This is a genomic window from Pseudomonas sp. R151218B TE3479 (genome assembly GCF_053629195.1).
In genome coordinates, this window is the sequence record NZ_JBRJHV010000001.1 from 5182693 (window position 1) to 5206266 (window position 23574).

Below are 23574 nucleotides of genomic sequence, written 5' to 3' on the forward strand. Positions count from 1 at the left end.
TGAGGAACGGTCGACACCTGACCGTCGCTAACCGCCACAAGCGGCCATCGTGTCGAAGACAGTAACCCGGCGGGGAGAATTGCTTCTCGGACTGCACACGTCATTGCCTAAATGGGGAGAAAAGGACCAAGCAGGTCAAAGGCGACAAGGCTGAACTCACCGCCCTCTTCGACAATACACATGGCTGGCTCCGGCGCGATCCGCAGCAACCAAGGACAGAGGCCGCAAATGCAACCTCTCGGAGCGCCTGACGAAACCGCCTTTAGCGTGTTTTCACACAGCTTGCGACGGCGCCTCTTTAATCGTGGAGCAACCTCAGAAATCAACAGTGGCCGACACTTTCAGCATGCGCGGAGCACCTTGGGTCAGATAACCACCGTTGGCCGAGGCCCAGGGTGAAGCTAGGGACAGACCACGATCTTGAATTCACCTGCGATCGACCCGTCCCATAATCGTGGTCTACCCCATTTTTGTGACTTAGCCATTTGCTAAGCAAGCACGAACTGCTTCATCGCTGCCATCATCGCAATGACCAAAACGGCTAGCCCAATCGCAGACGTCCATTGGGCTGAAGGGCTTGCTGAGAACCAGGAGCCTTTAACGGGGTATTTCCCTAGGGTAAGGGCTTTCATCAAAGGCCAGCCGATAGGGAAACAAATTGCTTGGAAAATAAATTCAGCCAGTACATCCAATGGTTCACCTCACAGAGCAGATCCCGCTGAATTACAGTCTCGAAGTGCAATCATGTGGCTCCAACCTAGCGGTGACAAGGGGAAGCCGATGGGGCAAACGATATCGAGCAAACTACTTGCATATCAGTTGATATCTGGCGGAATCACGCTCGGTGACCGGTGACTTAGCTGAACGTTTACGCAATAACAATAGAGGCCGCAAATGCAGCCTCTCGGAGCATCTGGCGAAACCACCTTTAGCGTGTTTTCACACAGCTTGCGACGGCGCCTCTTTGATCGTGAGCAACCTCAGAAATCAACAGTGGCCGACACCTTCAACGTACGCGGTGCCCCTTGGGTCAGATAACCACCGTTGGCCGAGGCCCAGTAGTTTTCGTCGGCGACGTTCTCCAGCATCGCGTTGAAGGTCACCCCGCGGCCATCCATTTTCGTCCGATAGCGCGCGCCCAGGTCGACGCGGGTCCAGGCGGGGATGCTGTAGTCGTTGGCGCTGTCAACGAACTGGCCGCCGGTGCGCAGTAGCAGGCCGTTCAGGCTCACCCCGGGCAAGCCGGGAACATCCCAATCGGCGCCCAGGTTGAACTGGAATTTCGGCACCCCCACCGCCTGGTTGCCATCGTCGCGACCGCCAGCGGTGCCGCGCAGTTCGGCTTTGGTCCAGGTGGCACCGCTCAGCAGGCGCAAGCCGTCCAGCGGCTCGCCGAACAGGCTGAGCTCCACGCCGCGATTGCGCTGCTCGGCATCCACCCGGTAGTAGCCGTCGCCGCCGAGCACGCCCTGGGGCTGTTCGATGCGGAACAGGCTGAGGCTGCCGCCGAAGGTGCCCCAGTCGAGCTTGGCACCCACCTCGGTCTGCTTGGAGCGATAAGGTGCGAACATCTCGCCGTTATTGAGTGCGGCGGCCGGTGCGGTCGGGCCCTGTTGCAGAGACTCGACGCGGTTGGCATAGAGCGAGAGGTACTCGGTGGGCTTGATCACCAGGCCATAGGCCGGCGTGGTGATACTTTCCTGATAGTTGGAGGTGCGGGCGCCGCTGGCCGCGCTCCAGGCGTCGGCGCCGATGGATTGGCGACGCACGCCGAGGGTCAGCAGCACGCGGTCGTCGAGCAAGCCCAGGGTGTCGGACACCGCCAGGCTACGGTTCTGCACCTTGGCGGTGGTGTCCGGGTCGTGGATATCGCCGGAGACGCTGGTGGCCGGCGGCTCGGTGACGGGCTGGCCCTGATACAGATTACCGAAGCCGCGACTGCCCGCCGCGGTGGTCTCGAACGCGTTGCGCTTTTCCTGCCAGATGCCATTGGCGGCCAGGTTGATGCTGTGGCTGACCGGCCCGGTGGCGAGTTCGCCGCGCAGCCCGGTGACGGCGCTCAGGGTTTCCTGGTCCAGCGGCGAATAAAGGCGGCCGATACGGGCGTCGCCATTCGCGCCGTAGACGTAGTTGGAGGCGTAGACACCGTTCTCCCGCGTGTATTTGCCGCCTGCGCTCAGGTAGGCGGTCCACGTGGGCGACAGATCGTACTCGGCGCTGAACATGCCATAGGTGTCTTCGAGCTGCGACCAGCTCCAGGGTTGCGCGTAGTTGTGGTCGGCGTCGGGTGCCGACGGCGTCTTGCCGTTGAGTGTGCTGGTAGGCCCCGTCGTGGTCAGATAGACCACCGAGCGCCCCTCATTGACCCGTTGCTTCTGGTAACCGAGATCCGCAGACAGGCGCAGACGGTCACCGCGGTAGTCCAGACCGAGGGTGGCCAGGCTGAAGCGCGAGTGCTCATCGTCCACCGCGGTCTCACCCTCGCGCTGGGCCAGGTTCACCCGCACGCCGAAGCGGTTGTCCTCGCCGAAGCGCTGGCCCAGGTCGAGGTGCCCGCCCACTCGGCTGTCGCTGGCATAGTCCAGGGTGGCGCTGCGGGTGGGGGTGTCTTCGGCACGCTTGGAGACCACGTTGATCGCCCCACCGACACCGCTGCCCGACGGCGACACGCCATTCACGAAGGCGTTGGCCCCCTTGAATACCTCGACCCGTTCGACCGACTCGGTGGAGATGATCTGGCGCGGCAGAATACCGTACAGCCCGTTGAAGGCAATGTCGTCGCTGAACAGCTGAAACCCGCGCACGACGAACACCTGGGAGAAGTTGCCGAAGCCGAACGACTGACGCACGCCCGGATCGCTGGCCAGCACATCGGCCAGGGTCTGCGCCTGGCGCTTCTCGATCAGCTCGGAGGTGTAGCTGGAGAAAGCGAAGGGCACATCTTGCATGTCCTGGTTGCCCAGCACGCCGATGCGGGCACCTCGCGCAGCCTCCCCGCCGGCGTACTCGGTCGGCAGGTCGACACGGCCTTCGGCGAGCCCGCTGATGGTGGTCGGGCCCAGCTCCAGCACGCCCTGCTCGGGCAGTGGCACCAGGGTGATGGTGCCGTCGTTGCCGGTCTGGAAGGTCAGGCCGCTGCCCTCCAGCAACCGCTGCAGGCCGTCGACCACCGAATAGTCGCCCTTGAGCGCCGGCACCATGGCGCTGCCACGGGTCAGGCCGGCGTCATAGAGCAGCCGCACGTCGGCTTGCTCGGCGAAATCGGTGAGCGCCGCGTCGAGCCGCTGGGCAGGCACGTCGAGCTCGACGGCTTGCGCCTGTGCGGCGGCAATGGCCAGGGGAAGAACGGCTAGCGCCGCAAGGAAGGGGGTCGACCGCATGCTGATGTCCTTGGCTATCAATACGAAGAAGTCGCATTTGCAGGAACGGAAGACGAAGGCGGCGATGATTTCTGAACCATCGCCACCTAAATATTTTCTTTTTTTGAAGGGACAGGCGCGGGCCTCAGCGGCGCGATGTGACCAGGATCAATCCCGGCAGGCGCACCAGACGCACAGGCAAGGTGGTTTCCACAGCGCTCAACACCGCCTGTGGGTCGTCAAGGGCGAACACGCCGGTCACCTGCAGCCGGCGAGCGGCTTCGTCGACGAACAGCACCCGCGCAGACTGGCTGCGCTCAAGCTCGGCGAACACTTGCTCCAGCGGCTGGTCGCGGAACACCAGCTTGCCGCGCTGCCAGCTCAAGCGCTGGCGCGCATCCAATGCCTGCGGCGCCTGCAGCGCCCCGCCGCGCCACTGCACCTGCTGCCCGCCGACCACCGGCAGCGGCTCGCGCCCCTCGCTGGAAGCCAACACTCGGCCCTCGCTGACCGCGAGATCGACACCGCCCTCCTCCAGACGCACATCGAAGCGCGTGCCGGTGACGCGGATGCGCGCCTCGCCGGCCCTGACAATGAACGGCCGGGCCGGGTCATGGGCGACCTGGAAATCCGCCTCGCCGCGGTACAGCCTGACCTCGCGGCGACCGTCGACAAACTGCCAGTCCAGCGCCGAATCGCCGTTGAGGGTCAACAGCGAACCATCGGCCAGACGCACCTCGCGCACCTCCCCCGGCTGGGTGCTGATGTCGGCATACAGGCCAATCCAGGTGCCGCGCGGTAGCCACAGGGCGAGCAACAGCATCGCGGCGCAGGCCAGTGGAGCCGCCCACTGTCGACGACGACGCAGCACGCGCACCTGAGGCTGCTCGGCCGGACGTTCTATCTGGCCGAGCAACGACCACAGCCCTTCCACCTCACGCAACGCCTGCTCGTGCTCGGGCGCCGCCTGGCGCCAGGCCTGCACGGCAGCGCGATCGGCAGCGGTGGCGCGGCCAGAATGCAGCAGCACCTGCCATTGCCGGGCCTGATCGAGAAGCGAAGGATGATTCACGGCTGCGGGTCCATCTGCTGCTGGCAGTGTTCGAGGGCCTTCAGGATATAGCGTCCGGCCATGCTTTCCGAGACCCCCAGGCGCTCGCCGATCTCACGCTGGGTCAGCCCGTCCAGGCGATTCCACAACAACGCCTGGCGCAGGTGCGGTGGCAAATCCTGGACCACGCGCTGCAGTCGCTCCAGGCGCTGGGCGTCGCTTGCCGCTCGCTCTGGACCCGGCTGGGCACTGACCAATTCGATGGATAGCTCCTCCTCGACGGGGCGAGATTTTTGCTGACGGCGGTAGTCGATGATCAGGTTGCGCGCGATGCGATAGAGGAACGCACGAAGATTGCCGATCTCTTGCCCGGACTCGCGCCGGCGAAAGCGCAACCAAGTCTCCTGGCGCAGGTCGGCCGCCAGTTCTGCGCACTTCACCTGCCGAGTGAGGAAGCGCAGCAGTTCACTCGAATGGCTTTCGAACTGGCCGTCGGTGGAATGAGGATCGGATGGCCTGGACACGCAAGCGACTCAAGCGAGGAGGAGTCGCGAGAATATATCAAATGATAATGACTTTCAATCACACCAAAAGAGAACGCGCGGAGTGTGGGCCCCGCTCACATTCGATGAACCGAGCGTGGTCAAGGCATTCATCGCCGGGCTCACGCCAATTCGTCCGCCCAGGAATGATCGATCTGCCGCGACTCGGCATCAGGAGATCAAGCCCAGCGTCAATGCCTTGAGGGTCGCGGCAGCTCGGGTCGAGCATTCCAGTTTGCGAAATATGCTTTCCATGTGGGTGCGAACGGTGCTCGGACTGATGTCCAGCAGTCGCGCCACCTGCTTGTTACTGGCGCCACGGCTGATTTCCAGGAGCACGTGACACTCCCGTGCGGTGAGTAACGAACTCTTCGGCTGATGAGCACGCCGCTCGCCACGTGCAGCGGCGATAACCGCTTCGCACACAGCCTTGTCGAACAAGCCATTGGCGGCATCCTGCTCCAGCAACCTGGCCGCCTCGGATTCACCGTAGGCCGCCCTCCATGGCCTGGCTTCCCTGAGTGCGACCCAGGCTACGGAAGTGGCTAGCAGCCGATGCTCGGCACACAGGGCATCCCCCATCACGCCTCGAAAGTAGCCACTGCCGTTGAGCCGTTCGTAGGCATGGGCGGCGATCTCAGCAGGCACGGCCAACTCACTGATAGGCCTCAGCGCCTGTTGCGTCCAGTAGGGAACCAGGTGCACCCGCTCCGCGGCGCTATAGGGAAGTGCCCCGGCGGTATTCCAGAGTTGGTTGGCAACGGCTGCCCGACCCAGACCGTAGACGAGGGCCGCCTTTCCGAGCGCTGTCTGGGTGGGTTCACCTAGCCCCCACAAGCGTGCAGCCTCCACGGCGACATGCGCCACCCGCCGCGAATGCCCCGCCAGCCAGGGTAGCTTCAAGTCAATCACGTCCCCCACCAAGGTCAGCGAGACCGAACGTTCGGTCTCCCCATGGGTCGGGTTTTGGGAGGAGCCTTCCAGGTCTGCCAGCCACGCCCTGGCGTTAGCCATGAGCAACGACGCGAGGCCAGCGGGATAGCGCCGATCCGACTGGTCGTGGATCCAGCGCAGCGCCGCGTCCAAGCCATGCGCTCGACTGAGAATATCCAGATCACCGGCAAGCACCACCTGATAGGCAACCTCCGGAATGTGTTCATGGGTCAAGCCCAGCGGCCGGCCAGTCCCATCGTAGGTTTCGAATACGCGGCACAAGCCTGCCTCGACAGCGGCTCCCAGTTCGAGGGTTTTCGCGACTTGGCCAGAGATCTCGCAATGCACGACGGCCAGCGGGATCGCCTGATGCACCGCGTTCATGGCCTCTTTGCTCAGGGTCAGGTCGAGCATTGCGCGGCGGCCGTCGACGTCATCACCGAGCAGATCCGCAAACCCTTCGGCGTTGGCAGTGCAGCCGGACCAGCGCAGCAAGGCGACCTGCTCCGCCACCCTCAGGTGCTCGCCATCGCCGTGTGAGGCCTGCGCCAGCCTGCGCGCCAGTGCGGCAACGCGCCGGGAATGCCCGAGTGGCTGGCCCATGCTGAGGTCCCCGACCTGGCCGATCGTCCGCAGCGCTGCGCTCAATGAAATGTCCAGTTGCAACGCACTATCCATGAAAAATGCCTTGGGGTCGGATAAATGACCGATGCCCAGGAAGCAGGCCAGTCAGCAGAATTGAGCTCCCACACAGGAGTTCATCCCATGAAAACACTCAGATCAAAAGCCGTCACCCTCGCCTTCGCCCTTGCAAGCACTTTGGCTGCAGGTATCAGCCAGGCCCAAGATACAACACCTTCGGTGGTCATCGTACACGGCGCGTTCGCCGACGGCTCCGATTGGGCCAAGGTCGTGCCGCTTCTGCAGGCCAAGGGGGTTGCCGTTTCGGTCGTGCAAAACCCGCTCACCTCCCTTGCCGACGATGTCGCTGCCACGCAAAGGACACTGGACAATCAACCGGGCCCGGTCGTGCTGGTCGGTCATTCCTGGGGCGGCACCGTGATTACCCAGGCCGGCAACGACAAGAAAGTCCGCGCCCTGGTGTACGTCGCCGCCTTCGCCCCCGATGCCGGTCAAACCAGCGGCGAACAAGGCAAAGGCGCGCCCACGCCTCCGGGCATCAGTCAGATCAAGGCTGACGGCAACGGTTTCCTCTACTTGACCCCGGAAGGCATGGCCAGGGACTTCGCTCAGGATCTTCCCGCGGCGCAGACCGCCGTGATGACCGCGACGCAAGGCCCCATCAAGGCATCCGCGTTCGAGGACAAAACGACCGTCTCTGCCTGGAAGACCAAACCGTCCTGGTATCTGCTCGCCACCGAGGACCGGATGATCCATCCCGATGTCCAGCGTTCCGCCGCCAAGCGTATCGGCGCCACCCTGGCAGAGGTGCACACCAGCCATGTGCCTCAGCAGTCGCAGCCGGCCGAAGTGGCCAAAGTGATTCTCGATGCCGTGAAAAACGTCGGCGCGCAGTGATCGCTGCGACGCGACACCCCGATAGCCCTGAACTCAACCGCCGCATCGATACGGAACGGACGCATGAATCATCGGCATGATCGGAACTACGACTTCATCGTGTGTGGTGCGGGTACGGCGGGCTGCGTGGTCGCAGCCCGCCTTGCCCAACAGGACAACGCACGCGTGTTGTTGATTGAAGCAGGCAACGAATACGCCGGCCCTGAGGTTGTAGAGCCGGCGCAGTGGCCGCTGAACCTCGGTTCCGAGCGCGATTGGGCATTCGCGGGACAACCCAATCCGCACCTCAACGGTCGTCGTCTTCCCTTGAACATGGGCAAGGGACTTGGAGGTGGCTCCAGCATCAACGTGATGGTCTGGGCACGCGGGCATCGATCGGACTGGGATTACTTCGCCGCCGAGTCCGGCGACTGCGCCTGGGGATACGATTCGGTACTGGAGTACTACCGCAGGATCGAGAACTGGCGCGGCAGCCCGGATGCCGCACGGCGTGGTTCAGGTGGCCCCGTGCATGTCGAGCAGCCGGCTTCGCCTCAACCCCTCGCCTGGGCAACCCTGGAAGCGGCCAATCGTCTGGGTATTCCCCGGTATGACAGTCCCAACGGAGCGATGATGGAAGGCCCCGGCGGGGCCGCGATCACCGATCTACGCATCAACCAGGGCAGGCGCGAATCCGTTTACGATTCCTACATCCGGCCACGGCTGCACCAACGAAATCTGACCGTTCTAACCGGTGCACTGGTAGCCCGTGTCCTGCTTAGCGGCACAAGGGCGGTCGGTGTCGAAGTGATCATCGAAGGGCAACGGCAGCGCTTCTATGCCGAAGCCGAAGTCGTCTTGTCCATGGGCGCGGTGAACACGCCCAAGGTGCTCATGCAGTCAGGCATCGGCCCGGAGGGTGAACTGCGCACCCATGGCATCGTCCCGATCAGTCACCTTCCCGGCGTAGGTCAGAATTTTCAGGACCATATTGCCTTTGGCTGTACCTGGGAGTACCTGCAATCCCAGGCGGTTGGTGGCGGCGGCTGTGAAACCACGTTGTACTGGAAAAGCGACAGTCGCCTGGACGCGCCAGACCTGCTGCATTGTCAGCTTGAATTTGCGGTGCCCTCCCCGGCTGAAGTGGGTATCCAGCCACCGCAACAGGGTTGGACGATGTTCGCAGGGCTGGCCAGGCCGATCAGTCGAGGGCGCCTGCGCCTATCGGGCGCCGGGCCGTCGGATACGCCACTCATCGAGCCGAACTCGCTGAGCGCGCCCGAGGACATGGCGGCGGCGTTTGCATCGATCGACCTCTGCAGGGCGCTCGGGAACAGCGAAACCTTCAACCACCTGGTAAAGCGCGAGGTGGTGCCCGGGCCGAAAACGCACCGCGCCATGGAGCAGTTCATTCGCAATTCTGCCGTGTCCTATTGGCACCCGTCCTGCACCGCGAAAATGGGCCGAGATGAAATGTCTGTGGTCGACCATCAGCTGCGCGTGTATGGCATAGAGCAATTGCGGATCGCGGATGCCTCGGTCATGCCCCGAATCACCGTCGGCAACACCATGGCGCCTTGCGTGGTCATTGGCGAACGGGCAGCTGATCTCGTCCTTGCGGCCCAGGGTGTGATCGCTCCGACCAGTTAGTCTGACCCGCTTACTGATAAATGTGGTCTGCGCCCGCTTATGCCTGGAGGGCGTTACGCTTGCTGAGTCGAGCAAGCGTGCGGCTGTGGGCATTAGCGGGGGGTATTATTCGTCAGTGATGTCAATCGCTCGGGTTTCGGCAGACAGGTAGACGCACAAGGCAGAGATTGCTGCGAGCACTACCGTGTAGACCGAGATGGCGTAGGGCGAGCCATAATGGCTGAGCAGATAGGCGCCGACGATGGGCGCCGTGCCGCCACCGATGATGCCACCGACATTGGTGGCCATGGCGAACCCGGTGAATCGAGCGCTGGGTCCAAATGCCTCGCCGGTGAATGAAGGCACAGCACCGTATACCAAGCCGTAGCCGGTCATGAACAGGCATGAGCCCAAGACCATGGGTAGGAACTGGCCTGTGGAAAATAGCTGCCAGAAGGGAAACGCGGCCAGTGCAGTCACCGCGAAGCCGATCAACATCATGGTGCGTCGACCCAGTCGATCGGCCATTGCGCCGGCGAAAGGAACAATTACCAGGTGCGTGCAGATAGCGACCATCGCTACCGAGAGCACAAAGGCATTGGAAAGGCCCAGTTCCTTCTGGCCGTAACTCAATGCGAACACGGTAAAAAGATAAAATGTCGAAAAATGACAGATATTGGCACCTGCGACCAAAAGTAACTGTTTAGGATACTTGGTGAACAGGCGCATGGCAGGTGACAGGTTCGGCCCCTTGGCTGCCGCGCGCTTTTCGGCGGTCTTTTCGAACACAGGAGATTCGGCAACTTTGGACCGTACGAAGACGCCGACGACCAACAGAGCGAGACTGGCGATGAATGGAATGCGCCATCCCCACTTATAGAAATCCTCCACCGACAATAAACTGCTGACGATCAGCAGCAACCCCGCCGAGGCGATGAACCCGAACACCGGACCAATGTTGTTGATGGCTGCATAAAAGCCACGTTTTCGCCGGGGTGCATGCTCAAGTAGCATGAGCACTGCACCGCTGTATTCTCCGGCAAAAGCGAAGCCCTGGATGAAGCGCAGCACACACAACATGATGGGTGCCCAGATTCCTACGCTCGCGTAGGTAGGCAGCAAGCCAATGCCGACGGTGCTCAAGCCCATGATGATCAGCGTAAGGTAGAGCAATTTCTTGCGGCCTATCCGGTCGCCGAAATGTCCAAGCACCAGCGAACCCAGTGGCCGTGCGACGAATGATATGGCGAAGGACGCTAGCGAGGCGAGTCTTGAGACGGCTTCATCGGTGCCAGGAAAGAACAGAGGAGCGAAGATCAGCGCCGCCGCGGTACCGTACAAATAGAGGTCATAGGTTTCTAAAGCTGTGCCGAACAGACTCCCGGCAACAACATTTCTCATGGATTTTTTCTTCTCATCATCAATATGCTCATGATGAGTTTCGTTGTTACTTAAAAGTGAGGTTTGCATAGTTTCACCTATTGTTATTGTAAATATGCAAGCGTGTTCCTGTCCTTGAACGGAAGTTAGCTCTTACCTGTGAGCGCTTTTACGAAGTAGTCTTGGTCACCCATCTGCCCGCCTTTTAAGGCAATTTCCAGATTGTCCAAGTACGGTTTGTTTGAGCGCACCTGACAGAGGGGCGCACCGGGAGAGAGATCGGATTTAATAACCAATGCTTCAGGCGCGAGAATCTTAGTGATCTGACTTGACGTATCACCACCGGATATAACCAGTCTTTCGAGCGGATACGCCTTAAGAATGTCCAGAACGATGTAGCCCATTTCCACAGCCAATTGCTTACCGCCGCGGATTTTTGCCTCGTCACGAAGCAGTCCTTTGGCGGTCATCGCTTCGATCATTTGTTCGATTCTCGGGTCATCCGGACCTTTTGCGGTATGGATCAGCACGGAACGCCCGGTTTCAAGGTGTGCTACTGCCGTCGCCACCACATCCTGGACCATCCTTTCTTCACGTGATTCTGCGAGGATTGCTGCCGCATCCACCGCCAGTTCGACAAATCCACTAGAGATAGCGGTGTCGATTTGAGCGCGACTTAACGGGGATGCACTTCCAGAAATGACCAACACTTGCCGGATCGGCTGTAGCGCCGTGACCTGAGTTTGGTAGGCATCTATCAGTCCCACCGAATGCCAGTGCTGCGTTAATCCATATTCAACACCGGAAGAGCCAACCACAAATAACGGCGCCATGCTGCCAGAGATATCCGTGAGTGCTTTCCCTGCGAGGGTCATATGCGCAGTGGTAGTGCCATCGATCAAAACCGCGTCATGGCTCAGAGAGGCTTGGCGGATCAAGGACGGCAAGTCGGCAGGTGGGTCAAGCTGACGGATGTCGATTTTCGCGATCGATAAATTCTTTTGCTGGGCGATATGAACACTCAGATCGGCTTCTCCCATAGGCGTGATGGGGTGGGCTCGCATGACGGGATGGCGGTCGATCCGGTGTACACAGTGGTCGGTCTTGGACAGCGCAAACAAATTGCCGAACACGCAGTAACGGCCCAGGGCTGGGTTACCCGCGATGATTGGCACCCCTTTTACCCCAAAGGCGCGTGATGCGAGCTCAATGACATGACCGATGCTGCCCACGTCGGGAGCGCTATCAAACGTGGAGCAGACTTTGTAATGCACAAGGTCCGGGGACAGGCGCTTGATTGCTTCAAATAAGTCTGGAAGCACTTCATCCATCTCAGCATTGGACAACGCACGGCTATCGCCAGCGATACCAATAGCGTCGAAACCACCCAACTCTTCTAACAACTCGGGCGACGGTGGCGCCAAAAACAGTGCGCATCTCAGGCCAGCTGCGGTAAGGACTTCCAAAGCGTCGGTCGAGCCGGTGAAGTCGTCACCGTAAAACACCAGACGAAGCCTGGGCGTATTGGTTGAACGCATGATTCATACGCCTCCGAATTTTGCCAAGGCGGCGCTTAGTGCGGGTCTGCCCTCTGCATACTGTTGCAAGGGTATGCCTTGAGTCGCCGCTTCCCATCCTTCGCGCATACTCTGAATGCCGGCACCGATACCTAGGGGATGGCCGATAATTCCACCGCCCGCCAGGTGCATGAGGTCTACCGACTGCAGCTTTTCGAAAAGCGTTGGCGCTTGCGCAGCCCATTGGCCGGAAGAGAAAACCGGCAAAATCGGTTGGACGCCCGAAAACGGGGTCAGGCAGCTCAGTGCCGAGGCAATGACTGAGTCATCCGGTTCCCAGAATTTGCTCTGGATGCCATTGACGTGCAGATGATCGATGCCAGCCAGGCGCCAGATTTTCTGATAGACGTCAAACGAAAAGCCCAGCTGTGGGTTGCGGGTAAAGGCACCCCAGCCGTTGCGATGGCCGTGAATAGGTAGTTGGGAATGCTTACGGATGTGCTCGACCCCTGAATGCCCAACCCAGTTCAGGCAGAGCATGACGCAGGTCCCCCCCGACTCCAGCACGGCGTCGTGGCGGCGGAGCATTTCATCAATGCTCCCAGAAATATTGATCGCGTACATTGGCATCCTGCCGAGGCGATCTGCATGCTTGTGAAGTACAGGCATGACAGCATTCAACCTCGCATCGAAGGATGCATAGGTCGGGTCGATCAAGAGTTCATCATCTTTGAGGAACTCAATACCACCAGCACACAGCTCATCGGCCACGGTAGCGGTCTGCTCAGGTGTCAGGCCGATGCTGGGTTTAATGATGGTACCAATGATGGGGCGGTCATGAACGCCGCACAGTTTACGAGTCCCTTCGATACCGAACTGGGGGCCCGGGAAGCCAGCGGCAAACTTTGCCGGAAGATCGACATCGAGCACTCTTAAACCGCTGACTTCACCTATCTCGAATAAATTGCCCGCAATGGTGGTCAGCAATGCAGGAAGATTCGGACCGATATTGGCCGTTGGAAAAGCGATTTCAACTTCGCCGCGATAGTACGTCGCCGAAGGATTGTGCCTAGCCAGGTATTCGCTATGCAACGAAGCACTGGTGACCGCTGGAAGAGGCTTGACGGACACCACACGGGCCCGTGAACGTTCTTTCAATTCAGCTGATTCGCCGGGCAAGGCAATGAATGTACCGCTGGATTGCTCGCCAGCGATGACCTCGCTGACCCGCTCAATCGGGTAACTGCTCTCTACGAAGAAGCGGGCCGTAAACTCTTCGCGCCCAGCTGTTTGATCGACCATAGATAATCACCTTGGCTTTACTTTTTTTATATTCAAATGGCCGCTTTTGCAGGGGTGGCCTTCACCTCGAATATACATTGACCCTGCTGACGGGCTAACGATATGATTTCCCGCTAAGTTGAGAAAAACTCACATTAGGCTTGTGGTTCGACACGCGCTCTGGTCGCCATGGCCTGCTCAATGAGGTGCAGCACATGTCATCCCCTCCGCGACCGTCTCTCAACGCACTCAGAGCTTTCGAAATGGTTGCGAGGAAAGGCACCTTCGGCGAAGCCGCTGATGCCCTCTGCGTGACTCACGGTGCTATCAGCCGACACATTCGGGCGCTTGAGGATGTGCTGGGGGTCGTCTTGCTCACGCGTAACGCGCATGGCACCAAACTGACTCCCGAAGGCGCACGCCTTGCCGCCGGCCTGGGCCGCGCATTCAACTTGATCCAGCAAAGTATTGATGAGGTGCGCCCTCAACCTCTGGAGCTGTCATGTTCGGCGTCCATCATGATGCATTGGTTGCTACCAAGACTTGCCGGGTTGCACAGCAACTTTCCAACGATGGAGCTGGGCTTGAGAACCGGACACGGTCCAATCGACTTTGCCCAGGATGGCGTCAGTGTGGCGATACGCTTGGAGAGCATTGTCCCACCTCCCGGCATCGCGCCGATCCCTTTGGCCAATGAATGGATTGGGGCTATATGCTCGCCTGATTACCTTAAGGCTTCAGGTGTGCAGCAAGTGAGCGACCTGAGCGGCAAGAAGCTGCTGGCGACCAAGACACGCCCGCATGCTTGGAAAGAATGGTATTCGGCTTTGCAGATGCCCATGCCCGATTCCCTTGAGTTGGAATACTTCGAGCATTTCTATCTGCTTATTCAAGCGGCCAAGGTCGGCTTGGGATTTGCCTGTGTGCCGCGGATGCTGGTGCAAGCGGAACTGGAGAGTGGCGCGCTGGTAGCCCCGTTTGGCTGTGTTGAAGGCCCGGAAAAACTGGTGCTGTGGATCTCGCCCAACGCCAGAGCGCGGGCCGACACAGCAGACCTGGTAAAGTGGATCATAGAAGAAATGGCGGCCGAATGATCAGCCGCACAGGGAGTGCCTGGTCATTACGCGCCCCCTTTGTTCATAGCAGCGCTACTCAGATATCGCCAGCGCCCCACGCAAGGAAGCCACCGTCCACGGGTAGGACAATTCCGTTTACGTAAGCGGAGACGTCAGACGCCAGATAGCTGACCGCTCCGGCGATTTCACGCGTGGTGCCATAACGTTTCGCTGGGATGGCGTTGCTGTAAGCCTTACGGAACTCATCGCTGTGCAGCTCTTTGGTCATCGGCGTATCGACCGGTCCGGGGGCGATGGCATTGGCGGTGATTCCGTATTCGCTCAGCTCGACGGCCATCTGCCTTGTCAGCGCGATCACAGCACCTTTTGATGTGCCATAGGCCGTCCGGCCTTTGCCCACTGCGCGCATCCCGGCAACGGAGGCAATGTTGATGATGCGGCCGAATTCGTGCTTACGCATGATGCGTGCCGCCAGCTGACAGCACAAGAACGTGCCTGTGACATTGATCAGCATTGTCCGGTTGAAGACATCGGCATCAAATTCCAGGAAAGGCATGGTTTTGGCGATGCCTGCAGAATTGACCAGCACATCGCAGCGCCCAAACTTGGCCTCGATCCATTCGAACGCAGCAGACACGGAGGCAGGTGTACCGACATCGATCTGGAGGGCATCGGCGCTGAAACCTTGGTCACGCAGCTGTTGCGCAAAACGTTCGGCCTCGGTGGTATTGATGTCGCAAATGATTACATGATGGCCATCGCTCGCCAGCGCACTTGCCGCTTCCGCTCCAATTCCCATAGCGCCGCCGGTAATTACGGCGACTTTCTTATTTGCAAGCGTCATCGAGAATTCCTCTTTTATTATCGTTGCCAAGCCCAGTCGGTCAGCGGAAATCCTAAGAAGGCGCTGTCAATCCAGCAAACGATAAAAATTCGCGCGGCTGTCACAAAAACTCACTGACCGCCGTTCTGACCTCAATACCGCAGCACATATGTAACGCATCAGGATCAATTAGCCGCAGAAACTTGCTCTCTAAGCATTCATGCTCCGCGTGTTCTGTATAGCGTTTTACACCCAAAGGTCAGCCACTCCGATCAATTGAAAGACTTCCTCTCCCGGGGGTTCGGCAAAGATGATGTCCAAGTTACGGTAACCGGAGTGGTCCCCTACCAGGCTCAACTCGAATCGAGCCCCATTAGCGTCGGCTTCGTAGCTCTTCAAGTAAGTCAGGTTCTTGGTTTCATTGAGAACCACGTCCAACGTGCCGTTGTAACCATTTCCCAGCCGGGTAAAGCTCAAGGCGGACAAATCGATCGTGTCTTCACCCACCGTATAGTCAATCAGCCGATCAGTATGGTTTTCGGTGGCGGTACGGTAGCTGTCGCTCAGGGCGTCGAAGCGGAACACATCGTTGTTACCGCCACCCACCAACAGATCCCGGCCCTCTCCCCCAACCAATACATCATTCCCCAGCGCTCCATAAAGGCGATCATCGCCCGCGAACCCTTCGATGATTTCGCCTCGAGCGTTGCCCTGTAAACGATCGGCTTCTTCGGTCCCCATCAATCTGGCTTGCTGGAACAGGATGTTGGTTTCATTCAGCGTTTGGCTCAAGTCACCGTCGAAGACCAATTCGAAGCGTTCCCCCTCCGCGTTGGCATCGAAACTCTTGAGGTAGGTCCGCGTCCCGCTTTCATTGAGTCGTATCGCCAGCGTTCCGTCATGTCCATCGCCCAGCCCGAGCAAGCCCAGGGACGAGAGGTCGATCGTATCGGTGCTGGGGTCGAAGTCGGTGATTCGGTCGCTATGGGCCGCGGTTGCGGTTCGGTAGCTGTCAGTGACTGACTGGTAACGGAACGTATCGGCCCCGGCACCGCCCGTCAGCAGGTCGCGACCTTGCTGGCCATCGAGCAGATCGTTACCGGCCCCGCCAACGATCGCATCATCGAATGAGTCGGTACCCAGCAAGAAGTCATCACTGTGGCCCCCGTCAAGGTGGTAATAGCCGTCGTCGGGATTACCAAAGCTGTGGTCCAGGCTACCGTCGGGGTTCAACTGAACCAGGGCGGCCAGATAGCCGTCCGCGTTCGTGCCTTGGCTTGCGCCAATCAACAGCCTGCCGTCGGCCAGCACGACCATGTCGGCTATTGCGAAAGGCGCGCTTTGCGAGCCCCAACTCACCTGCCCCTGATTACCGAACTCGGTGTCGAGCGAGCCGTCGGCGTTGAGGCGCATGACGGTCGCCACGCCGCCCGAGGCCCCCGCCAGCAGGATTTTGCCGTCATCCTGGATGACGAGGGCATTTGCGTGGACATCCAGGGCCAGGCTGCCCCCATTCGAAAAGCTGCTATCCAGGGTACCGTCCTGGTTGAGACGAGTCAGGGTATCCTGCCCTGTGACCAATACCTTCCCGTCTCCCTGCAGCGAGACGTCGATCGTGCGGCTGGGTCGAATGCCGACGGACGCTGGCAGGTGCAGGATCCCAGCCTCTGCGAAAGACGAGACCAAGGTCCCCGTCGCGTCGAAGCGGGCAATATGGATCTCCCCAGAGGGATACCCAGCGCTTGCGAAAAAACTGCCGTCGCGTTGTACAGAGAACGACGCCTGCTCTCCTAGAGAGTCATTCCAGTAAAACGGCACTGTCGCGGCGCCGCCGTTCCCGAAACTCGTATCGAGACTGCCGTCAGCCAAGGTACGACTCACGCCCGACACCCAGACGTCGCCTACTTTCACGTATCGCGTCACCAGGTAGCCCCCTCCCGGCTGCACCGCGGCATTACCGCCATCCTCGATATCGAGGGTCACAGGCAGGAGGGATTTACCGTCTCCACTGTAGTTGCGGTCCAGGCTACCGTTGGCATTGAACCGGACCAGACTGCCGGTGAAGCCTGAATCCTCTTCGCCCCCCAGCCCCAGGCGACTGTAGGCGCCCAGCCAGATAGTACCGTCCGGATCGACCGTGATACCGCCGATTTTGTCCGAGCCCCATAAGGTTGTGGCTACCATGCCCGTGTTACCCACAGCCGAAGCGGCGGGCGAAGTGCTCTGCCCCATGTCCATGCCTCCGATAGCTATCTGTCGCCAAAAACAATAGACACGGCTTAGTCTGGTTGCCACTTTACGAAACGAAGAAAGGTTCTTGGACGACCCTCTACTCTGCTATCGACGCAATCAGTCTCGGGTAACTGCGCCAGGCTGGCTGAAGCCGTACAGCATCCTGATATCACCCTAGACAGCACCCATCCGCTGGCCGAAGCCTCGGCTGCGCACCGACGAGCTTCACGCGGCGGTCTCCAGGGCAAGGTCGTGCTGATCATCTGAGTGCGCGCTTATGGCCCGACCTGCCCTTCATACCGCCGCCGAATCCGCTCCAGCTCCCCTGATCGCCGCAACTGCTCCAAAGCCTTGGTCCACGCCGCGACCACTTCGTCTTCAGAGTCCAAGCTAAAGGCGATATACAACGACGAACGATAAAGCTCGATAGGAATTTTCCGCAGCGTGCCCGGCGCGATGTTCAACAGGCGACTGTAGTAAGCCACGCCCGCATCGGTATCGCCGACAATGATGCCGGTGCGCCCGGCAAGCAGCATGCGATAGAGCAGCTTGCTTTCGGTGGCACTTTTGTCCAGGTTGTTGAAGCCCAGCGACTGCAGCCTCTGGGGCATCAGGCCGGCGTGGCGCGTGGTGATCTGCGGGGCACTCAGGAGTTGTTCCAGGGTGTTCAGCGGGGGCGTATTGGCTAATTGATAAGGGTGGATGGACTCTTCCACGATGGGTCCGACCCATTTGTACAACGACTCGCGTTCCGATGTGCGAAACAGGGAATACATGATGGTCTTGGGGCGATGCTTGAGTATTTGGGTGGCACGCATGCTGGGTTGCAGCAACACCTCGAAGTCATCCCCGGTCAGCGCCATGATGGCCCGGACGATCTCGGTGGTCATGCCGGTGAGCCGGTTGTTATCCAGGTAGTTGTACGGTGCCCATTCTTCGGTGACGATCTGATACTGCTCGGCCCTGACAACTGTGCCGAACAAAAGGCAAAGCAGCGCTGCAACCGATATCGAATGTCTCACGCGTACTCCCTGTGGACTGTTCGGTGTTTGTGCATGGATGGGCCTGATTCAAGAGGGCAAGGTAAGCATAGACCCAAACACTTGCCTGACAGTTGACGCAGTCCACATTCCGCCCCTTAGCAACCTCTGGACCTTGGTGTAGGATCAGCGCGAACCGGACACGCGGCGCTCCCCTTGCGCCCTCCGCCCTGTGACCCCAGTCCACATGAATCCTATCGATCCCCTGTCGCTTCAACGCATCATCACCGCCCATGGCAACGTCGAAGGCGCAGCGTATTTCGACGTGGAGGAAAGCCTCGCCCATGATCTGTTCCTTGACCGCATCGTGTTCCAGACCAACTATCTGGATTACCGCAGCTATGAGGTCGATCTCGCCGAGGGCCAAGTGCGTGTGCGCAAGACGCGGCTGGATAATTACCTGCGCGGCCATAAGGCCCAGGTGATCGAGGACGACATGGATGACGGGGACTGGGACGAGCTGGGCAGTCTGTGGCAGCGCTTGAGCCACGACTTGGATACCCAGGGGCAAGGGCCGCAGCCCGATTTGGCCGATACCCTGGCCGATCTGTTCGAAGGCCTGTTCGACGAGGCACACGCGCAAGCACTCATTCAGAACCTGCCGACGCCTACCGGGCAGTGGGGTTGGGCCTGGACGCAAGTCGAGTCAGCGCTCACCGAGGCCAATCAATTGGCTGGGTTCGAATGGAAGGAGTGGTCGTCCTGCGGCGTCGACGCGGTCAATGCCCTGGCCCCGCTGCGGCAACTGGGCATCGAAATCCCTTCGCCTGAACGTAAAGCCATCGATGCCGTCAACCGCGCCAACGATTGGGAGCGCGCGCTCCTGCAGTATTTCAACGCACAGTTGGAGGCCCATGACTTGAAGTTGCTGGCCATGGGTACGCACTTCGATGAATACCAAGCCTTCGCCTGCCTGCCCATGAATGGCTTGGGCCTGGTCAATGCCCTGGAGATCATGGGCAGGCTGGGCATCGTCTACAAATATTAAGCGACGGCTGCCACGGGGTTTGCTCGGGCACCGTCCGCTTTCACCCGCCCAGGATGGGCCACCCCTTCTTATGAGCATCGCCCCATGAAAATCTGTGATCAATGCAGGTCCGTCATTCCTGACGACAACGCTGCTTGCCCGCGCTGCGCCGAGAAAATGAGGCGCTCGGACGAGGCTCTCGCCGCCACGTCCCAGCCGTCGAAAGGGTTGAAAATCCTTAAATGGGTGTTTATCAGCATAATGGTTGCGGTGCTGGCGGCCGTAGCGGTGGTCGTGTGGATCTTTAATTCGTTGGGGCCGATGCCCTCTTTTGGTTGAGAGCGACTTCAGGGCGCTTGAACAGTACGTTGTGGCGAGGGAGCTTGCTCTCTTGCCACAAACGATCACGGCAACCGAAGCGAAACGCAGCTATCCGATTTTCCTATAGTTGCTATCGATGCCCACGCCGTTCTCGTCATCGGCCTCTCTCTCTAATCTGCCCACCAACGCGATCGATGACGATCGCCGCAGATCAAACCGACCTTATGGAGAGAGACACGATGAACACCTTCAACCGCACCCTGGCTGTCGCGACCCTGGCATTGGCCACCCTCAGCGCCGAGGCCGCGTCGCCGGTCCAGGCCGCTGCAAGCGCATCCGCTGTCGGCAGCGTGATCCAGTCCGCCAGTTACATCACCACCAAGGATGGCGTGCAGCTGTACTACAAGGACTGGGGCCCGCGCGATGGCCAGGTCGTGACCTTCAGCCACGGGTGGCCGCTGGACTCCGACAGCTGGGAAGGCCAAATGATGTTCCTCGCCTCGAAAGGCTATCGGGTGATTGCTCACGACCGTCGCGGGCATGGTCGCTCCAGCCAGCCTTGGGAAGGCAACGACATGGACCACTACGCCGACGACCTGGCGGCGGTGATTGAAGCGCTGGACCTCAAGAACGTGACGCTGGTGGGCTTCTCGACGGGGGGTGGTGAAGTGGCGCGGTATATCGGCCGCCACGGTACCGGTCGGGTGAAGAAAGCCGTACTGGTTTCTTCGGTGCCACCGTTGATGCTCAAGACAGACACCAACCCCGGCGGCTTGCCTATCGAGGTGTTCGACGGCCTGCGCAAGGCGTCCCTGGAGAACCGTTCGCAGCTGTACCTGGACATCGCCTCGGGCCCGTTCTACGGCTACAACCGCAAGGGTGCCAAACCCTCCCAGGGGCTGATCCAATCGTTCTGGATGCAGGGCATGCAGGGTGGCAGCAAGAATACCTATGACTCGATTGCGGCGTTCTCGGCGACAGATTTCCGCGGCGATTTGAAGAAGTTCGACGTGCCGACCCTGGTCATCCATGGCGATGACGATCAGATCGTGCCCATCGACGCTGCAGGCCGGGCCTCGGCGGCGCTGATCAAAGGCGCCCGACTGATCGTCTACCCTGGCGCACCGCACGGCTTGACCGAAACGCACAAGGACCGACTGAACCAGGATCTGCTGACATTCCTCAAGGAGTAACGCCTGGATCGGTTGTGAGGGGCCTGCTCGCGAAAGCGGCGGGCCTGCTTGCATAGGCGTTGAATGGGCTGCCGTCATCGCGAGCAAGCTCGCTCCCACAGGGGGTCGGTTGTGACTCCAGACATGGCGTACATCCCGGATCAACTGTGGGAGCGAGCTTGCTCGCGATGACGGTGGAACACCTTGCATCTATTCCTCAGACCGCCCCGCACCCTCACGATCATGGGCATAGCATCGGGTGAACGGAAACGCCGGCAACCACGACTCACGGCGCACGCTCCAGCATTCGTAGGTGGGCATCAGTTGATTGGGCGCATCCAGGGCCCCCAGGTGCACTTCGATTTCGTCACCAAAGCGGGCGAACAGCGACGAGCCACAGCGAGGGCAGAAAAATCGCCCGGCGTAGTCCCGGGTTTCACCCTCGATCGTCACCGCGTCCTGGGGGAACACGGCCGCCGCGTAGAACAGTGCCCCGTGATGCTTGCGACAATCGAGGCAATGACAGACTCCGACGCGATACGGGCGCCCTGAGGCTTCAAGTCGAACATTGCCGCATAGGCAACCGCCGGTGAATGGGTCCATTGTGCATCTCCTCTACAACTGGACAGACAAATTTCACGAAACCGGTCGATCAATGATAGGCGCATGCTGCGCCATCAGCTCCACCACCCAATCGATGAACACCCGCAGCTTGGCATTGACGTGGCGGTTCGGGGGGTAAGCCACGTAGAGCGGCATCGGGTCGAGGTGCCAGTCTTCGAACAGCGGCACCAACTCGCCTTGTGCCTGGTGACGCCGGGACATGTACGCCGGCAACCAGAGCACGCCCAGCCCCGCCAGACCGGCGGCGAGGTAGGCGTTGCCGTCGTCGATGGCCAGGGCGTAGCGCCCTTTGACGTGAAGCAGCTCACTGCCACGGCGCATGGCGTAAGGCAAGGATTTACCGGTGCGCGCCCACAGGAAACCCACGGTGCGATGGTGCGAATCTTCCAGTTCGCGCGGATGCGCGGGCCGGCCGAACCGTGCCAGGTAACTCGGGGCGGCGAAGACCCCGAGGGCAAGATCGCCGACGCGCCGGGCCACCAGCGACTGATCCATCAGCTCACCGCCGCGCACCACGCAATCGACACTTTCATCGATCATGTCGACGATGCGATCACTGACGCCCATGTCGATCTGGATGTCCGGATAGCGTTCATAGAACGCCGGCAGGGCCGGTACCAGGATCATCACTGCCAGCGGGCTTGGCACATCCACCCGCAGGCGCCCGCGGGGTAGCGCCTGGGCGCTGGAGACGCTGGTCTCGGCATCGTCCATGTCGGCCAGCAAACGGATCACCCGTTCGTAATAAATGGCACCGTCGGCGGTGACATTGACCTTGCGCGTGGTGCGGTTGAGCAACTTGACCCGCAACCGCGCTTCGAGCTGCTGCACCAATTGGGTCACGGTGGTCTTGCTCATGTGCAGGGTTTCGGCCGCCTTGGTGAAGCTGCCCGCCTCCACGACTCGCACGAACGCTTGCATCGCATCAAAACGATCCATTTCTGCCCCGGGTATCGATCCGATTGTTTGGAGTTTACAAACAGTGATCGCCAAGGTTGCTCGTTTATCGCCCGGACACAAGCCCCTAGAGTGAGTTCATCGTTTGGAACCCACTCTTTGATGGAGGTATTTATGACGCAGCGCGATGTAGTTTTCCCGCCCGGACGCCAGGCACTGTATGAGCGCAATCGCTATTCACCGGCGATTCGTTCCAATGGTTTCCTGTTCGTGTCGGGGCAAGTCGGCAGCACCGCCGACGGTTCGCCGGAACCCGACCTGGAAGCTCAGGTGCGGCTGGCGTTCAACAACCTGAAGGCGATCCTCGCCGCGGCCGGCTGCAGCTTTGACGATGTGGTGGATGTGACGGTGTTCATGGTGGATCCCGAGTCGACCTTCGAACGGGTCTGGAGCGTTGTGCCCGAATTCTGGGGCAGCGCACCGCACCCGACACTGACGGCGGTGGGCGTGACGTGGTTGTATGGTTTTCAGTTCGAGATCAAGGTGATTGCCAGGTTGCCTGAGGCCACCTTGTGATGAACTGAGCTTTGCGCGTTGAATGTGTCGACGCCATTGCGAGCAAGCTCGCTCCCACAGGGGATTTGGACAGGCCGAAAAATCGAAGCCACCAAAGATCCAGTGTGGGAGCAAGCTCACTCCCACAAGGGAATGGAAGTGCTGCGCCGGCTAACCTTTCACCGCCGCTTCAATCGCCGCGATGTCGATCTTGGTCATCGTCATCATGGCCTCGAAGGCACGCTTGGCGACGGCCTTATCAGGACTGGCGACCGCTTCAAGCAACACCCGCGGGCTGATCTGCCACGACAAGCCCCACTTGTCCTTGCACCAGCCACAGGCACTGGCCTGGCCGCCGTTGTCGATGATCGCGTTCCACAAGCGGTCCGTTTCGGCCTGGTCTTCAGTTGCAATCTGGAATGAAAAGGCCTCGCTGTGCTTGAACACCGGCCCGCCGTTGAGGCCAATGCACGGGATGCCGATCACCGTGAAATCCACCGTGATCACATCCCCCTCCTTGCCCGACGGATAATCGCTCGGGGCCTGATAGACAGCGTTCACCGCACTGTCGGGAAACGTTTTGGCGTAGAACTGCGCAGCTTCGTGGGCATTGCCGTCGTACCAGAGGCAGATCCTGTTTTTATTGTTCATTCCGCT

General features: G+C 60.1%; 20 protein-coding genes. 7 read left to right on the top strand and 13 right to left on the bottom strand.

Annotation, left to right across the window (positions count from 1 at the left end; all coding sequences use genetic code 11):
• Nucleotides 1-980 precede the first annotated feature (980 nt).
• The 4 genes from AB7M32_RS22245 to AB7M32_RS22260 form a co-directional block, all read right to left on the bottom strand.
• Entirely contained in the window at nucleotides 981-3380 is a 2400-nt protein-coding gene (locus AB7M32_RS22245; RefSeq protein WP_454251383.1) for a TonB-dependent siderophore receptor, read from the bottom strand.
• Nucleotides 3381-3504: 124 nt separating this feature from the next.
• A complete protein-coding gene (locus AB7M32_RS22250; protein ID WP_454251384.1) occupies nucleotides 3505-4431 on the bottom strand; it encodes a FecR family protein in 927 nt (308 codons plus the stop codon).
• Nucleotides 4428-4934 (bottom strand): RNA polymerase sigma factor, encoded by a 507-nt coding sequence (locus tag AB7M32_RS22255; protein ID WP_454251385.1) that lies wholly within the window; start codon nucleotides 4932-4934, stop codon nucleotides 4428-4430. Before AB7M32_RS22255 ends, AB7M32_RS22250 begins: the two co-directional genes overlap by 4 nt.
• Before the next feature lie 189 nt (nucleotides 4935-5123).
• Nucleotides 5124-6563 (bottom strand): HD domain-containing phosphohydrolase, encoded by a 1440-nt coding sequence (locus tag AB7M32_RS22260; protein ID WP_454251386.1) that lies wholly within the window; start codon nucleotides 6561-6563, stop codon nucleotides 5124-5126.
• An 87-nt stretch (nucleotides 6564-6650) separates the two neighbouring features.
• Between AB7M32_RS22260 and AB7M32_RS22265 the strand changes: the two genes are divergently transcribed.
• Both AB7M32_RS22265 and AB7M32_RS22270 read left to right on the top strand, forming a co-directional pair.
• Nucleotides 6651-7424 (top strand): alpha/beta hydrolase, encoded by a 774-nt coding sequence (locus AB7M32_RS22265; protein WP_454251387.1) that lies wholly within the window; start codon nucleotides 6651-6653, stop codon nucleotides 7422-7424.
• 63 nt (nucleotides 7425-7487) lie between these two features.
• On the top strand, nucleotides 7488-9053 hold the full coding sequence (locus AB7M32_RS22270; RefSeq protein WP_454251388.1) for a GMC family oxidoreductase: 1566 nt from the start codon (nucleotides 7488-7490) through the stop codon (nucleotides 9051-9053).
• 105 nt (nucleotides 9054-9158) lie between these two features.
• On the opposite strand, the gene AB7M32_RS22275 is transcribed toward AB7M32_RS22270, so the two are convergent.
• Genes AB7M32_RS22275 through AB7M32_RS22285 form a run of 3 tightly spaced genes read right to left on the bottom strand, consistent with a single transcriptional unit; the run spans nucleotide 9159 to nucleotide 13231 of the window.
• Nucleotides 9159-10502 carry an MFS transporter gene (locus tag AB7M32_RS22275; protein ID WP_072406693.1) on the bottom strand — a complete coding sequence of 448 codons (1344 nt, stop codon included), beginning with the start codon at nucleotides 10500-10502 and terminating at the stop codon, nucleotides 9159-9161.
• 56 nt (nucleotides 10503-10558) lie between these two features.
• On the bottom strand, nucleotides 10559-11950 hold the full coding sequence (locus AB7M32_RS22280; protein ID WP_072406695.1) for a four-carbon acid sugar kinase family protein: 1392 nt from the start codon (nucleotides 11948-11950) through the stop codon (nucleotides 10559-10561).
• A 3-nt stretch (nucleotides 11951-11953) separates the two neighbouring features.
• Nucleotides 11954-13231 (bottom strand): ribulose-bisphosphate carboxylase large subunit family protein, encoded by a 1278-nt coding sequence (locus tag AB7M32_RS22285; protein ID WP_072406698.1) that lies wholly within the window; start codon nucleotides 13229-13231, stop codon nucleotides 11954-11956.
• 194 nt (nucleotides 13232-13425) lie between these two features.
• On the opposite strand from AB7M32_RS22285, the gene AB7M32_RS22290 reads away from it, so the two are divergent.
• Nucleotides 13426-14304 (top strand): LysR substrate-binding domain-containing protein, encoded by an 879-nt coding sequence (locus tag AB7M32_RS22290; RefSeq protein ID WP_454251389.1) that lies wholly within the window; start codon nucleotides 13426-13428, stop codon nucleotides 14302-14304.
• Between the two features lie 58 nt (nucleotides 14305-14362).
• Here AB7M32_RS22290 and AB7M32_RS22295 read toward each other — a convergent pair whose 3' ends face one another.
• The 3 genes from AB7M32_RS22295 to AB7M32_RS22305 all read right to left on the bottom strand — a co-directional run bounded on the left by AB7M32_RS22295 (nucleotide 14363) and on the right by AB7M32_RS22305 (nucleotide 18363).
• The gene (locus tag AB7M32_RS22295; RefSeq protein ID WP_072406702.1) at nucleotides 14363-15130 is read right to left on the bottom strand and encodes an SDR family NAD(P)-dependent oxidoreductase; all 768 of its coding nucleotides are present in this window, start codon (nucleotides 15128-15130) and stop codon (nucleotides 14363-14365) included.
• A gap of 225 nt (nucleotides 15131-15355) precedes the next feature.
• Nucleotides 15356-17341: a M10 family metallopeptidase C-terminal domain-containing protein gene (locus AB7M32_RS22300; RefSeq protein ID WP_454251390.1), complete on the bottom strand. Its 1986-nt coding sequence runs from the start codon at nucleotides 17339-17341 to the stop codon at nucleotides 15356-15358.
• 275 nt (nucleotides 17342-17616) lie between these two features.
• A complete protein-coding gene (locus AB7M32_RS22305) occupies nucleotides 17617-18363 on the bottom strand; it encodes a substrate-binding periplasmic protein (protein ID WP_454251391.1) in 747 nt (248 codons plus the stop codon).
• Between the two features lie 205 nt (nucleotides 18364-18568).
• Between AB7M32_RS22305 and AB7M32_RS22310 the strand changes: the two genes are divergently transcribed.
• The 3 genes from AB7M32_RS22310 (at nucleotide 18569) to AB7M32_RS22320 (ending at nucleotide 20862) form a co-directional block, all read left to right on the top strand.
• Complete coding sequence (locus AB7M32_RS22310; RefSeq protein ID WP_454251392.1) at nucleotides 18569-19369, top strand: DUF6630 family protein; 801 nt, start codon at nucleotides 18569-18571, stop codon at nucleotides 19367-19369.
• An 84-nt stretch (nucleotides 19370-19453) separates the two neighbouring features.
• Nucleotides 19454-19687 carry a hypothetical protein gene (locus tag AB7M32_RS22315; RefSeq protein WP_454251393.1) on the top strand — a complete coding sequence of 78 codons (234 nt, stop codon included), beginning with the start codon at nucleotides 19454-19456 and terminating at the stop codon, nucleotides 19685-19687.
• A 221-nt stretch (nucleotides 19688-19908) separates the two neighbouring features.
• On the top strand, nucleotides 19909-20862 hold the full coding sequence (locus AB7M32_RS22320; RefSeq protein WP_454251394.1) for an alpha/beta fold hydrolase: 954 nt from the start codon (nucleotides 19909-19911) through the stop codon (nucleotides 20860-20862).
• A 189-nt stretch (nucleotides 20863-21051) separates the two neighbouring features.
• Here AB7M32_RS22320 and AB7M32_RS22325 read toward each other — a convergent pair whose 3' ends face one another.
• On the bottom strand, nucleotides 21052-21444 hold the full coding sequence (locus AB7M32_RS22325) for a GFA family protein (protein WP_454251395.1): 393 nt from the start codon (nucleotides 21442-21444) through the stop codon (nucleotides 21052-21054).
• A 33-nt stretch (nucleotides 21445-21477) separates the two neighbouring features.
• Nucleotides 21478-22404, bottom strand: a complete 927-nt coding sequence (locus AB7M32_RS22330; protein ID WP_454251396.1) for a LysR substrate-binding domain-containing protein — start codon at nucleotides 22402-22404, stop codon at nucleotides 21478-21480.
• Between the two features lie 132 nt (nucleotides 22405-22536).
• Between AB7M32_RS22330 and AB7M32_RS22335 the strand changes: the two genes are divergently transcribed.
• Nucleotides 22537-22938, top strand: coding sequence for a RidA family protein (locus AB7M32_RS22335; RefSeq protein ID WP_454251397.1), 402 nt, complete (start codon nucleotides 22537-22539; stop codon nucleotides 22936-22938).
• Between the two features lie 150 nt (nucleotides 22939-23088).
• Here the strand turns inward: AB7M32_RS22335 and AB7M32_RS22340 are convergent, their stop codons facing one another.
• Nucleotides 23089-23568, bottom strand: coding sequence for a VOC family protein (locus AB7M32_RS22340; RefSeq protein WP_060741600.1), 480 nt, complete (start codon nucleotides 23566-23568; stop codon nucleotides 23089-23091).
• Nucleotides 23569-23574 lie beyond the last annotated feature (6 nt).

What these genes read in the sequence shown, in the direction of transcription:
- AB7M32_RS22245 (WP_454251383.1), bottom strand. Translation starts at nt 3,380, where the DNA reads ATGCGGTCGACCCCCTTCCTTGCGGCGCTAGCCGTTCTTCCCCTGGCC.
- AB7M32_RS22260 (WP_454251386.1), bottom strand. Translation starts at nt 6,563, where the DNA reads ATGGATAGTGCGTTGCAACTGGACATTTCATTGAGCGCAGCGCTGCGG.
- AB7M32_RS22265 (WP_454251387.1), top strand. Translation starts at nt 6,651, where the DNA reads ATGAAAACACTCAGATCAAAAGCCGTCACCCTCGCCTTCGCCCTTGCA.
- AB7M32_RS22270 (WP_454251388.1), top strand. Translation starts at nt 7,488, where the DNA reads ATGAATCATCGGCATGATCGGAACTACGACTTCATCGTGTGTGGTGCG.
- AB7M32_RS22275 (WP_072406693.1), bottom strand. Translation starts at nt 10,502, where the DNA reads ATGCAAACCTCACTTTTAAGTAACAACGAAACTCATCATGAGCATATT.
- AB7M32_RS22280 (WP_072406695.1), bottom strand. Translation starts at nt 11,950, where the DNA reads ATGCGTTCAACCAATACGCCCAGGCTTCGTCTGGTGTTTTACGGTGAC.
- AB7M32_RS22285 (WP_072406698.1), bottom strand. Translation starts at nt 13,231, where the DNA reads ATGGTCGATCAAACAGCTGGGCGCGAAGAGTTTACGGCCCGCTTCTTC.
- AB7M32_RS22290 (WP_454251389.1), top strand. Translation starts at nt 13,426, where the DNA reads ATGTCATCCCCTCCGCGACCGTCTCTCAACGCACTCAGAGCTTTCGAA.
- AB7M32_RS22295 (WP_072406702.1), bottom strand. Translation starts at nt 15,130, where the DNA reads ATGACGCTTGCAAATAAGAAAGTCGCCGTAATTACCGGCGGCGCTATG.
- AB7M32_RS22300 (WP_454251390.1), bottom strand. Translation starts at nt 17,341, where the DNA reads ATGGGGCAGAGCACTTCGCCCGCCGCTTCGGCTGTGGGTAACACGGGC.
- AB7M32_RS22310 (WP_454251392.1), top strand. Translation starts at nt 18,569, where the DNA reads ATGAATCCTATCGATCCCCTGTCGCTTCAACGCATCATCACCGCCCAT.
- AB7M32_RS22315 (WP_454251393.1), top strand. Translation starts at nt 19,454, where the DNA reads ATGAAAATCTGTGATCAATGCAGGTCCGTCATTCCTGACGACAACGCT.
- AB7M32_RS22320 (WP_454251394.1), top strand. Translation starts at nt 19,909, where the DNA reads ATGAACACCTTCAACCGCACCCTGGCTGTCGCGACCCTGGCATTGGCC.
- AB7M32_RS22325 (WP_454251395.1), bottom strand. Translation starts at nt 21,444, where the DNA reads ATGGACCCATTCACCGGCGGTTGCCTATGCGGCAATGTTCGACTTGAA.
- AB7M32_RS22330 (WP_454251396.1), bottom strand. Translation starts at nt 22,404, where the DNA reads ATGGATCGTTTTGATGCGATGCAAGCGTTCGTGCGAGTCGTGGAGGCG.
- AB7M32_RS22335 (WP_454251397.1), top strand. Translation starts at nt 22,537, where the DNA reads ATGACGCAGCGCGATGTAGTTTTCCCGCCCGGACGCCAGGCACTGTAT.
- AB7M32_RS22340 (WP_060741600.1), bottom strand. Translation starts at nt 23,568, where the DNA reads ATGAACAATAAAAACAGGATCTGCCTCTGGTACGACGGCAATGCCCAC.